This window comes from Micromonospora sp. NPDC051543, assembly GCF_044454415.1.
In the GTDB taxonomy this organism is placed as follows: domain Bacteria; phylum Actinomycetota; class Actinomycetes; order Mycobacteriales; family Micromonosporaceae; genus Micromonospora.
Window position 1 is genome coordinate 39,136 of record NZ_JBITDT010000026.1, and the last position, 13,668, is coordinate 52,803.

Here is a 13,668-nt window from a genome sequence, read left to right on the forward strand (position 1 = left end):
ACGCCGGGTGAGGTAGTCGCCGCGCGGCGACTACGCCCGTGGGCGGACCAGACCCGACTCGTACGCCAGCACGACGGCCTGCACGCGGTCGCGCAGCCGCAGCTTGGTCAGCAGGTGCCCGACGTGGGTCTTGACGGTCGTCTCGCTGACCGACAACACCGCCGCGATCTCGGCGTTGGACAGTCCTCGGGCCACCTGCACCAGGACCTCACGTTCCCGGTCGGTGAGCGCGTTGAGCGCCGCCGACGGCGTCGCCGCCGGGTCGGGCAACAGGTCGGCGAAGCGGTCGAGCAGTCGCCGCAGGATCCGTGGCGCGACCACCGCGTCCCCGCCGGCCACCGTGCGGATCGCCGCGATCAGATCCTCGGCGGGTACGTCCTTGGCCAGGAATCCGCTCGCGCCCGCGCGCAGCGCCCCCACCACGTACTCGTCGAGGTCGAACGTCGTCAGCACCAGCACCCGCACCGGCAGGCGGGAGTCGACGATGGCCCGGGTCGCCGCCACCCCGTCCATGCGGGGCATCCGGATGTCCATCAGCACGACGTCGGGCAGGAGCCGTCGGGACAGCTCCACGGCCTCCACGCCGTCACCGGCCTCCGCCACCACGTCGAGGTCGCCCTCGGCGCCCAGCACCATCCGGAAGCCCGTCCGCAGCAGCGGCTGGTCGTCGGCGAGCAGGATCCGTACCGGCCGCGCCGGGGCCACCCGATCGCTCATGTCGTCTCCCGTCCCCGCTCCACCGGCCTGTGCGTCGCGGACCACGGTAGAGGTCGGCCGGGCGCCCTGTCCCGACCCGGACAGCACCGCTCCGGTCGGGCGAGCCCTTCTGACGCCGTCGATCTTGCACTTTCTGCTGGGATGAATGGTGCGAATCTGATGAAGTCGACATCCCAAAGTGCAAGATCGGCGGGGGTGGGGCGGGGTGCGGGGGGTGGGGTGGGGGTTAGTCGTCGGCGCCGGGGGGTGCGGGGGTGGTGCGGGCGTCGCGGAGGGGGTTGGCGGTTGTCGCCTCGACGGGGAATGGGGGTGGGGTACCGCCGAACGTGGGGCACAGCGCCTGGTGACTGCACCAGTCGCACAGCTTGCTCGGCCGGGGTCGGAAGTCCTGCCGGGCGGTGGCCTGCTCGATCGCCCGCCACAGCGCCACCACGGTGCGCTCGAAGCGGACCAGCTCGTCGGCGTCGGGCGTGTAGTCCAACACCTCGGCGTCGCGCAGGTAGAGCAGGCGCAGCACCCGGGGCACCACCCCGCGGGTGCGCCACAGCACCAGCGCGTAGAACTTCAGTTGGAACAGCGCCCGCGCCTCGAACGCCTCCCGGGGCGCGCCGCCGGTCTTGTAGTCGACCACCCGCAGCGCGCCGTCCGGGGCCACGTCGAGTCGGTCGAGGTAGCCCCGGATCAGCAGCTCCTCGTCGACGACCGCCGAGATCAGACTCTCGCGCTCGGCCGGTTCCAGGCGGGTCGGATCCTCCACGGCGAAGTAGCCCTCGAGCAGCCCCGCCGCGGAGCGCAGGAACTCCACCGGGCCGGCCGGCTCGGCGTCGTCGAAGATCGCGGCCAGCTCCGGCTGCTCGGTGACCAGTCGGTCCCACTGGGGGGCCACCAGGTCACCGGCCGCGGCCGGTGTGCGGCTCGAGGCGGGCAGGTCGAACAGCCGCTCCAGCACCGCGTGCACCAGCGTGCCCCGGGCCTGCTCGAGGGTCGTCCGCTCGGGCAGCCGGTCGATGCTGCGGAACCGGTAGAGCAGCGGGCAGGTCTTGAAATCCGCCGCCCGCGACGGCGACAGCGAGGCCCGCACCGTCGGCGGCGTCTGCGCCGGGGGAGAGGACTGGGGGGTGGTGACCGGTTCCGCCGTCATGTGCGCAAAGGTTAGGGCACCGGTGTGACACCGCCCGCCGCCCGCCCCGCAGGTGACCGGTCCGTAGCATCGGTGCGATGGAGCAGACCTCCCGGCCGCCGCGCCGGTCCGACCGGCGACCCGGTCTGAGCGTGGGCCGGGTGTTCGGGGTGCCCCTGCACCTCAACGCGTCGATGCTCCTGCTCGCCGTGCTGGTCGCCGTGCTCTACGCCGAGTTCGCCCGCCGACAACTGGACCTGCCGCAGCTCAGCGGCTACCTCATCGGCTTCGGATTCGTGGTCTCCCTGCTCGGCTCGGTGCTGCTGCACGAGCTGGGCCACGCGCTCACCGCCCGCCGCTACGGCATCGGTGTGCGGGGAATCACCCTCGAACTGCTCGGTGGATACACCGAGATGGAGCGGGACGCCCCGACACCCCGGATCGACCTGCTGGTCTCGCTGGCCGGCCCGGCGGTGTCCGCGGTGCTCGGCGCCCTCGCGGTCGCCGCCACCCTCGCCCTGCCGGCGGGCACCGTCGGTCACCAGCTCGCCTTCCAGCTCGCGCTGAGCAACGTCATCGTGGCGGTGTTCAACATCCTGCCCGGGCTGCCGCTGGACGGCGGCCGGGCGCTACGCGCCGCCGTGTGGGGTCTCACCCGGGACCGGCACCGTGGCACCGAGGTCGCCGGCTGGGCCGGCCGGGTCGTCGCCGTCGGCACGGCCGCGCTGGTCGGGTTGCTGACCGCCACCGACCACCTGGCCCCGGTGGCGCTGCCGCTGATGCTGCTGGTCGCCGTCACCCTCTGGCGCGGCGCCGGGCAGTCGATCCGGGCCGCGCGGGTCAGCCGACGGTTCCCGCTGATCGACCTGGCCCAACTGGCGCGGCCGATCTGGCCGGTGACCACCGGCACGCCGTTGGCCGAGGCGCAGCGCCGCCGCGCCGAGGGCGGGCAGCCCGCCGCCGCGCTGCTGGTCACCGACTCCACCGGCCATCCGGTGGCGTTGGTCGACCCGGCCGCCGCCGCGGCCGTACCCGTCGAGCGTCGCGCCTGGCTGGCGGTGGACTCCGTCGCCCGGCCGCTCACCGCGCTCCCCACCCTGACGCTGGGACTCGACGGCGAACGGGTGATGGAGGCCGTGCAGACCCACCCGGGCGCGCAGTACGTGGTGACGTCAGGCGAAGATGTCGTCGGCATTCTGCATATCGGGGACCTGGCACAGCTCCTCGAACCCAACCGGAAGATGACACCGTGACCGCAACTCCCTCCACCGTCGCAGCCGACGACGCCCCCCGGACGCTGACACCCGTGCACCGAGGCCCGTTCCGGCCCGGCGACCGGGTGCAGCTGACCGACCCCAAGGGGCGGATGCACACCGTCACGCTGGAGCACGGCAAGGAGTTCCACACCCACCGCGGCATCCTGGCGCACGACGCGCTGATCGGGCTGCCCGACGGCAGCGTGGTGACCACCTCCGGCGGCGGCACCGCGTTCCTGGCGCTGCGTCCGCTGCTGTCGGACTACGTGCTCTCCATGCCGCGCGGCGCTCAGGTGATCTACCCGAAGGACTCGGCGCAGATCGTCGCGATGGGCGACATCTTCCCCGGCGCGAAGGTCCTCGAGGCCGGCGCCGGCTCCGGCGCGCTGAGCTGCTCCCTGCTGCGCGCCGTCGGCACCGAGGGCGAGCTGCACTCGTTCGAGGTACGCGACGACTTCGCCCAGATCGCCAAACGAAACGTCGAGGCGTTCTTCAACGGGCCGCACCCGTCGTGGCACCTGCACGTCGGCGACGTCGCGCAGTGCCAGGAGACCGGCTTCGACCGGATCATCCTGGACATGCTCACTCCCTGGGAGACCCTCGACATGGTCGAGCGGGCGTTGGTGCCCGGCGGCGTGTTCATCGGCTACGTCGCCACCACCCCGCAGCTCTCCGAGCTGGTCGAGGCGCTGCGTGAGCGCGGCGGCTGGACCGAGCCGCGCGCCTGGGAGTCCCTGGTGCGCGACTGGCACGCCGAGGGCCTCGCCGTCCGCCCCGACCACCGGATGATCGCGCACACCGCGTTCCTGGTCTCGGCGCGCAAGCTCGCCCCGGGCGTCACCGCGCCGCCGCGTCGCCGCAAACCGAGCAAGGGCACCGAGGCGTACGTGCAGCGCCGCGAGGACCTGCGGGCGGCCGAGGCGGCCCGCCAGGCAGCCGCCGCCCAGGCCGCCGACGCGCAGCCCGACGCGACGGGGGAGATGGACAGGCCGTGACCATCGGTGAGCGGGGGGAGGCGGCCCGATGAGCCGACCGGGTTACGGCGGCGGCGACCTGCCCGCCGTGTTTCCGGACTGGTCGCCCTACCAGGACCTGGAGTCGGCGGCGCGCGCCTATCTGCGGGATCCGGACGTCGCGCTGGAAGCGCTCGGCGGGGTGCTGCGCGGCGCCTCGGTGCTCGGCTTCACCCTGGAACGCTTCGTCAACGAGGTCAACGGGGTGTGGCAGGAGGTCGTCGTCTGCGACGGCAGCCGGCTGATCCTCTGGCACGGCGAGGACGTGCCGCCGGGGGAGGGGCCGCCGGGTTCGATGACGTCGTCGCTGCGGGTGGTGCCGGTCTCCACGGTCACCGAGGTGGGCTGCCGGCGGCGGCTGAACCGCTCCGAGAGCGGCGAGATCCGGGTCGACAGCATCGACGTCTACCTGCTGCTCACCTCACTGGACGAGGCGCCGCCGAGCGAGGAGATGGCGGGTACGCCGCGGCACGACGCGCTGCGGTTCGGCAAGACCCTCGACGACGGTGGGGCCGGGCAGATCGCCCGGTTGGAGGAGTTCGCGCGGCTGGTCGCCTCGGTGGTCGGCCGCCCGATGCTCTGAGGCGTACCCCGTTCGGACCGGCGTCGCGCGGACCGCGCGGCGTCGGTTCAGTCGTCCTCGGCGTCCGGGCCGGCGACCTCGACGCCGTCGCCGCGCACCACGTGGATGCAGTCGCCCGGGCACTCCTTCGCGGAGTCGATCACTTCGAGTCGCAGGTGCTCGGGCACGTCGACGCGGCTGCCCGGGGCCAACCTCAGCTCACCGTCGGCGCCCTTGACGTACGCCAGGCCGTCGATGTCGAACTCGAACACCTCTGGCGCGTACTGCACGCAGAGCCCATCGCCCGTGCAGAGATCCTGGTCCACCCAGACCTGCAACTGGTCGGTCGCGACCTCGGCCACCGGTGCACCCCCCATGTTCTCCCGTACCAGCCTCCGACGGTACCCGAACGCCGTTAACGACCCCGCAGACCACCCCTTGGCGATCAAGGTTCAGTGACGAGGGTGTTGCGTGGGACCGAATCGGGCTCATAGCGGCTAGTGTTAGCTCAGAACGTTCAAGCCCCCCGGGGAGGTGGGACGTGGCAGCACGCAGCGACGACGCGGACTCGCGCGCCGCACGGTGGGAGAAGGAAGCCCACGATCTCTCCACGCAGGTCGCGTTCCTTCAGGAGGAACTCGCCCTGGTGCGGCGCAAGTTGACCGAAAGCCCCCGACACGTCCGGCAGCTCGAAGAGCGGCTGGCGGCCACCCAGGCACAGTTGGCGCGGCTGACCGAGAACAACGACCGGCTGGTGAGCACCCTCAAGGAGGCTCGCACGCAGATCGTCACGCTCAAGGAGGAGATCGACCGGCTCGCACAGCCGCCGAGTGGCTACGGAGTCTTCCTGGCCAAGCACGACGACGGCACCGTGGACGTGTTCACCGGCGGCCGCAAACTGCGGGTCGCCGTCTCGCCCTCGCTGGACGTGGCCGAGCTGCGGCGCGGCCAGGAGGTCCTGCTCAACGACGCGCTCAACATCGTCGACGCGTTCGGGTACGAGCGGGTCGGCGAGGTCGTGATGCTCAAGGAGGTGCTGGAGGGGCCGAACGGCGGGCCGGGCGACCGTGCGCTGGTGGTCTCCCACTCCGACGAGGAGCGCATCGTGCACCTCGCCGAGACGCTCATCGGCTCGGCGATCCGGGCCGGCGACTCGCTCATGATCGAGCCCCGCTCGGCGTACGCGTACGAGCGGATCCCGAAGAGCGAGGTCGAGGAGCTGGTCCTGGAGGAGGTGCCGGACGTCGACTACTCCGACATCGGTGGCCTCCAGTCCCAGATCGAGCAGATCCGCGACGCGGTGGAGCTGCCGTTCCTGCACGCGGACCTGTTCCGTGAGCACCAGCTCCGCCCGCCCAAGGGCATCCTGCTCTACGGGCCGCCCGGCTGCGGCAAGACGCTGATCGCCAAGGCGGTGGCCAACTCCCTGGCCAAGAAGATCGCCGAGCGGCAGGGCAAGGAGAAGCACACCAGCTTCTTCCTGAACATCAAGGGCCCGGAGCTGCTCAACAAGTACGTCGGCGAGACCGAGCGGCACATCCGGCTGATCTTCCAGCGGGCTCGGGAGAAGGCCGGTGAGGGCACCCCGGTGATCGTGTTCTTCGACGAGATGGACTCGATCTTCCGGACCCGTGGCTCCGGCGTCTCGTCCGACGTGGAGAACACCATCGTCCCGCAGCTGCTCAGCGAGATCGACGGCGTGGAGGGGCTGGAGAACGTCATCGTCATCGGCGCCTCCAACCGGGAAGACATGATCGACCCGGCGATCCTGCGCCCGGGCCGGCTCGACGTGAAGATCAAGATCGAGCGGCCGGACGCCGAGGCGGCCAAGGACATCTTCTCCAAGTACATCCTCTCCGGGCTGCCACTGCACCCGGACGACCTCGCCGAACACGGCACCGACGCGCAGGCCACGGTGGCTGCGATGATCGACGCCGTCGTTCTGCGGATGTACTCGGAGACCGAGGAGAACCGCTTCCTCGAGGTCACCTACGCCAACGGCGACAAGGAAGTCCTCTACTTCAAGGACTTCAACTCCGGCGCGATGATCCAGAACATCGTCGACCGGAGCAAGAAGATGGCCATCAAGGAATTCCTCACCTCCGGTCGCAAGGGCCTACGCCTGCAGCACCTCCTCGACGCCTGCGTCGACGAGTTCCGCGAGAACGAAGACCTGCCCAACACCACCAACCCCGACGACTGGGCCCGCATCTCCGGCAAGAAGGGCGAACGGATCGTCTACATCCGTACGCTCGTCTCCGGCGGCAAGGGCACCGAGGCCGGCCGGTCCATCGAGACCGCCAGCAACACCGGCCAGTACCTGTAGGCAGGCGCCGACACAGCGGGGGGGGGGGGGGGCCCCGGGCCCCCCCCCCCCCCCCCCCCCCCCCCCCCCCCCCCCCCCCCCCCCCCCCCCCCCACCCCCCCCCCCCCCCCCCCCACCCCCCACCCCCCCCCAACCCCCCCCCCTACCCGCTCCGCGGCCCCCCCACCCCGGGGCCCCGGCCGCCCCCCCGCCCCGGGCCCCGCTCGTCACACCGGCCCACGCCCGCCCACCCGAACCGGTACGCTGTGGCGCTTCCAACCCTGCGAAACGTCGAGGATCCGCGTGCCGTCCGAACTCACCGTCACCGACCCGCCGGCACGCCCTGCGGTCGACCCGCGGACCCCGCCTCCCACCCGCCCGTACCGCGCGTTGCTCGTCGCGCTGGCGGTCGCCTGGCTGGTACCCGCGGTGGCGTACGCCCTGCACCTGGCCTGGCTGCTGCCCCCGCTCGTGCTGCTGACCACGGCCAGCCTGCTACGCGGCGGCCGCACCCTGCTCGACCGGCTCGTGCTCGCCATGCTGCTGCTCGTCGGCGCCACCACCGTCGCCGGGCTGCTCTTCACCGTCTGGCCCTGGGGGTTGCACCCCGTTGCGGTCAGCGGTACCGCGCTCACCGTCCTCGCCCTCATCGCCGTGGGGACCGGCCGACGTCCCGCCCTGCCCCGGCCCGGCTGGACCGACCTGCTGCCGGTCGTCGCCACCGTCGCCGTCGTCGGCTACCTGGCGTCACCCTGGCTGCGGGCCAGCGCCCTCGTCGGCCGCCTCAGCCTGCTCGCCCTCGGCGAGGACAACTTCCGCCACGTCGCCCTCGTCGACGCCATCGGCCGGCTCGGTGGGTACGTCTTCCTCGACCCGTCGGCCGCCCGCGACGACATCGTCTCCCTGCTCGCCCGCTACCCGCAGGGCTGGCACCTCAACGCCGCCGTGCTCGACGCGCACCTGCGCTCCGCCACCGGCACCCCGAGCGGTGCCAGTAGCCTCAGCCACTACGAGTGGTGGTGCTTCGCCACCTTCGGCCTGTTCGTGCTCACCCTCTTCTGGGCCGCCCAACGGCTTCCCGGCCCCCTGCACCCGCTGCACCGGGTCGTCCTGACCGTCGTCGTCGGCGCCCTCGTCCTCGGCAGCCAGCTGCCCCGCCTGCTCATCGCCGGCTACCCCAGCGAGGTGCTGGGACTCGCGCTCGCCGTCGCGTTGACCGCGCTTGTCGTACGCCCGCTCGCCGGCAACCGGGAACAACTCGTCCTGCTCGGCGCCCTGCTCATCGGCATCGGCTTCACCTACTACCTGTTCCTCCCACCGGCCGGGCTGCTGGTGCTCGGTTGGCTGATCGCGCACCGCCGGGAGTTGCTCCGCATCCGCCGGAGCGTGCTCGCCGTCGGCCTGGTGACCGCCCTGCTCGCGCCGCTGCCCCTGCTGCTGGGGATCTTCGCCGCAGGCCAGACCGAGGCCCTCGACGCCAAGGCCGGCCTGGAACTCGCCGAGGCCTGGCGGGCCCTGCTCGGCTTCACCCCGATCGTCCTCATCGGCCTGGCGATCCAGGCCCGTCGCCCCGACCGGGCCTGGCGCCGGCACCTCGCCGCCGTGCTGGTGGCCGTCGGCTTCGCCCTCGCCATCGCCCTCGCCAACGTCCTCGCCGGCGTCCAACCCGCCTACTACTTCATGAAGGGCGTGCACCTCGCCACCGTCGGGCTCATCGTCGGCAGCGCCGCCCTGGTCGTGCTGTTGCCCGTGCCGAAGGCCGACGCGGGTGCCAACCGGACACGCGCCGCCGCCGTCCCCGCGCTCGCCGCCGCGCTGGCCGTGCTCACCGTCGTGATCCTTTGCGGGCTCACCGGTTGGAGTCGGAGTCTGCTCACGGTGGACAAGCAGAGCTGGACCCAACTCTGGGTCCAGCACAGCGTGGACAAGCCGTCGAGGGTCGCCCAGGTCTGCGCCGCGGCCTACCGCCGCCACCCCGACCAGCCGGGCACCATCACCGTCGTGCTCGACCGGACCGGCTACCGCGGCTACGTGGAATCGATCTGCCTCTCCGCCCTGCAGGGCACCACCGCCCAGAGCGAGCCGGCGATCTACCTGCCGATGTTCGAGGAACCCGAGCGGACCCGCCAGATCCTGCGCTCGACCCGCGGTCCGCTCCGCCTGCTGATCAGCGACCCCGCCGCGCAACGACGCGTCGACAAGCTGCTGACCAGGTACCCGGACCTGCGCGGCCGGGTCACCACCGTTCCAATGATCATCAAGTACTGAACGGGGCGGGCGGGACGCGGGCGACACCCGTGACCCGCCCGCACCGGCGCGCCCCCGACCCCGAACAGTCGGACTACGCTCGACATGACGGGGACCGGGTCGGGCGAGCGAAGCGGGTAGGTCGATGAGCGTAAGACGGATCATGGGCACCGAGGTCGAGTACGGCATCTCCGTGCCCGGCCAGGCCGGAGCCAACCCGATGGTCACCTCGTCCCAGGTGGTCAACGCCTACGGGGCCCGGCCCGAACTCAACCGGGGCGGTCGCGCCCGCTGGGACTACGAGGAGGAGTCGCCGCTGCGCGACGCCCGCGGCTTCACCTACTCCGGGGCCGCGTACGACCCCGCCGAGGCCCTCGCCGACGAGGACCTGGGCCTGGCCAACGTGATACTCACCAACGGCGCACGCCTCTACGTGGACCACGCGCACCCCGAATACTCGACCCCCGAGGTCACCACCCCCCGCGACATCGTGCGCTGGGACAAGGCCGGCGAGCGGGTGATGGCCGAGGCGTCCCGCCGCGCCGCCACCATCCCCGGCAGCCAGCCCATCCACCTCTACAAGAACAACACCGACAACAAGGGCGCGAGCTACGGCGCCCACGAGAACTACCTGATGCGCCGGCAGACCCCGTTCGCCGACATCGTGGCGTACCTGACGCCCTTCTTCGTGACCCGCCAGATCGTCTGCGGCGCCGGCCGCGTCGGCATCGGACAGGACGGCGGGCAGAGCGGCTTCCAGATCTCCCAGCGCGCCGACTTCTTCGAGGTCGAGGTCGGCCTCGAGACCACCCTCAAGCGCCCGATCATCAACACCCGCGACGAGCCGCACGCCGACGCCGACAAGTACCGCCGGCTGCACGTCATCATCGGCGACGCCAACCTCTCCGAGATCTCCACCTACCTCAAGGTGGGCACCACCGCGCTGATCCTCACCATGATCGAGGAGAAGGCGCTCGGGGCCGACCTCGGTATCGCCGACCCGGTCAGCGAACTGCGCGCGGTCAGCCACGACCCGTCCCTCACGCACCTCATGCGGCTGCGCGACGGCCGCCGCCTGACCGCCCTGGACGTGCAGTGGGCGTACCTCGAACGGGTGCGGTCCTTTGTCGACGACCGCTACGGCACCGACGTCGACGAGCAGACCGCCGACGTGCTGGACCGGTGGGAGGGCGTCCTGGACCGGCTCGGTCGCGACCCGATGCTCTGCGTGGACGAGTTGGACTGGGTGGCCAAGCTACGGCTGCTGGAGGGCTACCGGGAGCGGGAGAAGCTCGGCTGGGGCTCCCACAAGCTCCAGCTCGTCGACCTGCAGTACTCCGACGTGCGCCCGGAGAAGGGCCTCTACAACCGGCTCGTCTCTCGTGGGGCGATGAAGACGCTCCTCACCGACGAGGAGGTCCGCAGCGCGATGACCGAGCCCCCGGAGGACACCCGGGCCTACTTCCGGGGCCGCTGCCTCGCGCAGTACGCCTCCGAGGTGGTCGCCGCGAGCTGGGACTCGGTGATCTTCGACGTGGGCCGGGAGTCGCTGGTCCGGGTACCGATGATGGAGCCGGAGCGGGGCACCCGTGCCCACGTCGGGGCCCTGTTCGACCGCTGCGCCAGCGCCAAGGACCTGCTGGAGACGCTGACCGGCGGCTGAACGCGCCGACCGAATGCCCGCCGTGTGCCGCAAGCCGGCGCGCGGCGGGCTTTTCGTCGTCCGGGCGAGGTAAGTTCATCGCAGACGATCGTGGAGGAGGCAGCAATGGCCACTCATGACAGCGGCGGCCAGTCGCAGTCCGGCAAGTCCCGCCAGGGCGAGGAAATCGAGGACGTCACCACCGAGGCCAACCCCGAGGTGGCCGAGCGGCACGCCGAGATCACCGAGGACGTCGACGACCTGCTCGACGAGATCGACTCCGTCCTGGAAGAGAACGCAGAAGAGTTCGTGAGGGGCTATGTACAAAAAGGGGGCGAATAGGGCATAGCAGGGCAAATCGGACATGTCTTCGATTGGCCGCGATGGCCACCGCCGCTGCCGCGACTGCGGTGAGTGGCTCCCCCTTGATCAATTCTGTGCGAACAGTAAGCGGCCGGAGGGTCGGGGTAGCTACTGCAAGCCCTGCTTCAACGCTCGGTCCAAGGCGAGCTATGCCAAGCGCGTGAAGGAGCAGCAGGGCAGGGACGTGCGGCAACTGCCCGCCGTGCCGGAGGGCCATCGGCGGTGCCCGGCTTGCGATGTCACGAAGTCCCTCGATGACTTTCCGCGTAACCGCTCCGCCCGCAGCGGTTACGGCCGATACTGCAAGCCCTGCCACAACGAGAAGGGCAAGGAGAGCAGGCTCCGGCTGCATGGCGGCAGTCGCGAGTACCACCTCCAGCGGCGCTACGGCATTGGGGAGAAGGAGTTTCAGGAGCTCCTGGCCGAGCAGGACGGGGTCTGCGCGATCTGTGGCGGCGCGGACCCGCAACATCTGGACCACGATCATCGCACCGGATGGGTGCGCGGGATACTCTGCTTCAACTGCAACGGTGGTCTTGGCCAGTTCCGTGACAGTCCTACGAGGCTGGCCAGGGCGATCACGTACCTGAGAGGAACCACGTGGCAGCGGGCTTTGATCCATCCGGGCGTCTACCAGATGTGTTCACCAACGCGGGGACGTCCTCCTTCACCACGTTTCTGAGCCGGGTGGCCCCCGAGATGCTGCCCGGCCGTCGGCCGCTCCCGCCGGGCATGGCCGCCGACCTGGCGCCGCACGCGACCACCATCGTGGCCATCTCGGCCGCCGGCGGCGTGGTGATGGCCGGCGACCGACGGGCCACCATGGGCAACCTGATCGCCCAGCGCGACATCGAGAAGGTGCACCCCGCCGACGCGTACTCGCTGGTCGGGATCGCGGGCACCGCGGGCATCGGCATCGAGCTGATGCGGCTGTTCCAGGTGGAACTGGAGCACTACGAGAAGATCGAGGGCGCGATGCTCTCGCTCGACGGCAAGGCCAACCGGTTGGCGTCGATGATCCGGGGCAACCTGGGCGCGGCCATGCAGGGCCTCGCCGTGGTCCCGCTGTTCGCGGGCTTCGACCTGGCCGCCAGTGACCCGACGCGCGCCGGGCGGATCTTCAGCTTCGACGTGACCGGTGGCCCGTACGAGGAGACCGGGTACGACGCCATCGGCTCCGGCTCGCTCTTCGCCAAGTCGGCGCTCAAGAAGCGTTTCCGGACCGGCGTGTCCCTCGAGGACGCGACCCGGCTGGCGGTCGAGGCGCTCTACGACGCGGCCGACGACGACACCGCGACCGGCGGACCGGACCTGACCCGCCGGATCTATCCGGTGGTGATGACCGCTACCGCCGAGGGCACCCGCCGGTTGACCGACACCGAGACGGCGGCGATCGCCGAGGGTGTGGTCGCCGGTCGGATGGAGAATCCGGGCGGCTGAGCCGTCAACCCCCACCAGTCAGCAGTCGTCAGCACAGCGCCGTAAGGAGAACCGCCGCCGTGGCCATGCAGTTCTACGCCTCGCCCGAACAGATCATGCGCGACCGCTCCGAGCTGGCCCGCAAGGGCATCGCCCGGGGTCGCAGCGCGGTGGTCCTGAGCTACTCCGGCGGGGTGCTCTTCGTCGCGGAGAACCTCTCCAGCGCCCTGCACAAGGTCAGTGAGATCTACGACCGGATCGGCTTCGCCGCGGTCGGCCGGTACAACGAGTTCGAGAACCTGCGCCGCGCGGGTGTGCGGATGGCCGACCTGAACGGCCTCAGCTACGACCGGCGTGACGTGACCGGGCGCGCCCTCGCAAACGCGTTCGCGCAGACGCTCGGCGCGATCTTCACCGAGCAGTCGAAGCCCTTCGAGGTGGAGATCTGTGTGGCGGAGGTCGGGGCGACCCCGGACGACGACGAGCTGTACCGGCTCACGTACGACGGGTCGGTCAACGACGAGCCGGGCCGGATGGCGATGGGCGGCCAGGCCGAGGCGATCACCGGTGTGTTGAAGTCGCAGCACCGGGCGGACATGTCCCTCGGTGAGGCCGTCCGGGTGGCGGTCCAGGCGCTGAGCACCGCCGGCGGTGAGGGTGGCGCGGCTCGTACGATCGCCGCGAACCAGCTCGAGGTGGCGGTGCTGGACCGTCAGCGGGTGGGGCGTACGTTCCGGCGGATCACGGGGGCGGCGCTGACGGCGCTGCTCGACGGTGATGTCGCGGCGGCGGAGGAGCCGGCCGAGGCGGGTGGGCCGGACACGCCGGCGCAGCCGACCACGGAGGCGCACAAGCCGACGACGTCGGCGGGCTCGGCCGACCTGGAGGACAAGCCCGCGGACGGCAAGTAACACCTGACGTGCGAGCGGCGGGGGGGGCCCGGCGCGGCCGCCCCCCCCCCCCCCGCGCCGCCCCCCCCCCCCCCCCCCCCCCCCCCCCCCCGGTGCGCCCCCCCCAACATGGA

General features: G+C 71.5%; 13 protein-coding genes. 10 read left to right on the top strand and 3 right to left on the bottom strand.

Translation table 11 applies throughout. From position 1 onward, the window contains the following. Window positions 1–30 precede the first annotated feature (30 nt). Together ACIA3K_RS30485 and ACIA3K_RS30490 are read right to left on the bottom strand one after the other, a co-directional pair. A complete protein-coding gene (locus tag ACIA3K_RS30485) occupies window positions 31–717 on the bottom strand; it encodes a response regulator (protein WP_396805148.1) in 687 nt (228 codons plus the stop codon). Between the two features lie 226 nt (window positions 718–943). After that, window positions 944–1,858 carry a RecB family exonuclease gene (locus tag ACIA3K_RS30490; protein WP_396805150.1) on the bottom strand — a complete coding sequence of 305 codons (915 nt, stop codon included), beginning with the start codon at window positions 1,856–1,858 and terminating at the stop codon, window positions 944–946. A 173-nt stretch (window positions 1,859–2,031) separates the two neighbouring features. Between ACIA3K_RS30490 and ACIA3K_RS30495 the strand changes: the two genes are divergently transcribed. From ACIA3K_RS30495 to ACIA3K_RS30505, 3 genes are read left to right on the top strand one after another with little or no spacing between them, the layout of a single operon-like run. Continuing rightward, entirely contained in the window at window positions 2,032–3,090 is a 1,059-nt protein-coding gene (locus tag ACIA3K_RS30495) for a M50 family metallopeptidase (protein ID WP_396805178.1), read from the top strand. Then, entirely contained in the window at window positions 3,087–4,088 is a 1,002-nt protein-coding gene (locus ACIA3K_RS30500; protein ID WP_396805152.1) for a tRNA (adenine-N1)-methyltransferase, read from the top strand. Before ACIA3K_RS30495 ends, ACIA3K_RS30500 begins: the two co-directional genes overlap by 4 nt. A 28-nt stretch (window positions 4,089–4,116) precedes the next feature. Then, complete coding sequence (locus ACIA3K_RS30505; protein WP_355053016.1) at window positions 4,117–4,689, top strand: hypothetical protein; 573 nt, start codon at window positions 4,117–4,119, stop codon at window positions 4,687–4,689. A 47-nt stretch (window positions 4,690–4,736) separates the two neighbouring features. Here ACIA3K_RS30505 and ACIA3K_RS30510 read toward each other — a convergent pair whose 3' ends face one another. After that, window positions 4,737–5,030: a ferredoxin gene (locus tag ACIA3K_RS30510; RefSeq protein WP_357119276.1), complete on the bottom strand. Its 294-nt coding sequence runs from the start codon at window positions 5,028–5,030 to the stop codon at window positions 4,737–4,739. A 179-nt stretch (window positions 5,031–5,209) separates the two neighbouring features. Here ACIA3K_RS30510 and arc point away from each other — a divergent pair, with 179 nt between their 5' ends. The 7 genes from arc (at window position 5,210) to prcA (ending at window position 13,555) form a co-directional block, all read left to right on the top strand. Further along, window positions 5,210–6,994 carry a proteasome ATPase gene (gene arc / locus ACIA3K_RS30515; RefSeq protein ID WP_355053018.1) on the top strand — a complete coding sequence of 595 codons (1,785 nt, stop codon included), beginning with the start codon at window positions 5,210–5,212 and terminating at the stop codon, window positions 6,992–6,994. 282 nt (window positions 6,995–7,276) lie between these two features. Then, window positions 7,277–9,241: a hypothetical protein gene (locus ACIA3K_RS30520; RefSeq protein WP_396805155.1), complete on the top strand. Its 1,965-nt coding sequence runs from the start codon at window positions 7,277–7,279 to the stop codon at window positions 9,239–9,241. 124 nt (window positions 9,242–9,365) lie between these two features. Further along, window positions 9,366–10,883, top strand: coding sequence for a depupylase/deamidase Dop (dop, locus tag ACIA3K_RS30525; RefSeq protein WP_396805157.1), 1,518 nt, complete (start codon window positions 9,366–9,368; stop codon window positions 10,881–10,883). Window positions 10,884–10,988: 105 nt separating this feature from the next. Further along, window positions 10,989–11,204: a ubiquitin-like protein Pup gene (locus tag ACIA3K_RS30530; protein ID WP_088948111.1), complete on the top strand. Its 216-nt coding sequence runs from the start codon at window positions 10,989–10,991 to the stop codon at window positions 11,202–11,204. Window positions 11,205–11,385: 181 nt separating this feature from the next. Further along, the gene (locus ACIA3K_RS30535) at window positions 11,386–11,907 is read left to right on the top strand and encodes an endonuclease VII domain-containing protein (RefSeq protein ID WP_396805159.1); all 522 of its coding nucleotides are present in this window, start codon (window positions 11,386–11,388) and stop codon (window positions 11,905–11,907) included. After that, window positions 11,826–12,665 carry a proteasome subunit beta gene (gene prcB, locus ACIA3K_RS30540; protein WP_396805161.1) on the top strand — a complete coding sequence of 280 codons (840 nt, stop codon included), beginning with the start codon at window positions 11,826–11,828 and terminating at the stop codon, window positions 12,663–12,665. The genes ACIA3K_RS30535 and prcB overlap by 82 nt, the downstream gene beginning before the upstream one ends. 59 nt (window positions 12,666–12,724) lie before the next feature. After that, window positions 12,725–13,555: a proteasome subunit alpha gene (prcA, locus tag ACIA3K_RS30545; protein WP_396805164.1), complete on the top strand. Its 831-nt coding sequence runs from the start codon at window positions 12,725–12,727 to the stop codon at window positions 13,553–13,555. Window positions 13,556–13,668 lie beyond the last annotated feature (113 nt).

Coding starts and splice junctions, on each gene's coding strand:
- ACIA3K_RS30485 (WP_396805148.1), bottom strand. CDS start 717: ATGAGCGATCGGGTGGCCCCGGCGCGGCCGGTACGGATCCTGCTCGCC.
- ACIA3K_RS30490 (WP_396805150.1), bottom strand. CDS start 1,858: ATGACGGCGGAACCGGTCACCACCCCCCAGTCCTCTCCCCCGGCGCAG.
- ACIA3K_RS30495 (WP_396805178.1), top strand. CDS start 2,032: ATGCTCCTGCTCGCCGTGCTGGTCGCCGTGCTCTACGCCGAGTTCGCC.
- ACIA3K_RS30505 (WP_355053016.1), top strand. CDS start 4,117: ATGAGCCGACCGGGTTACGGCGGCGGCGACCTGCCCGCCGTGTTTCCG.
- dop (WP_396805157.1), top strand. CDS start 9,366: ATGAGCGTAAGACGGATCATGGGCACCGAGGTCGAGTACGGCATCTCC.
- ACIA3K_RS30530 (WP_088948111.1), top strand. CDS start 10,989: ATGGCCACTCATGACAGCGGCGGCCAGTCGCAGTCCGGCAAGTCCCGC.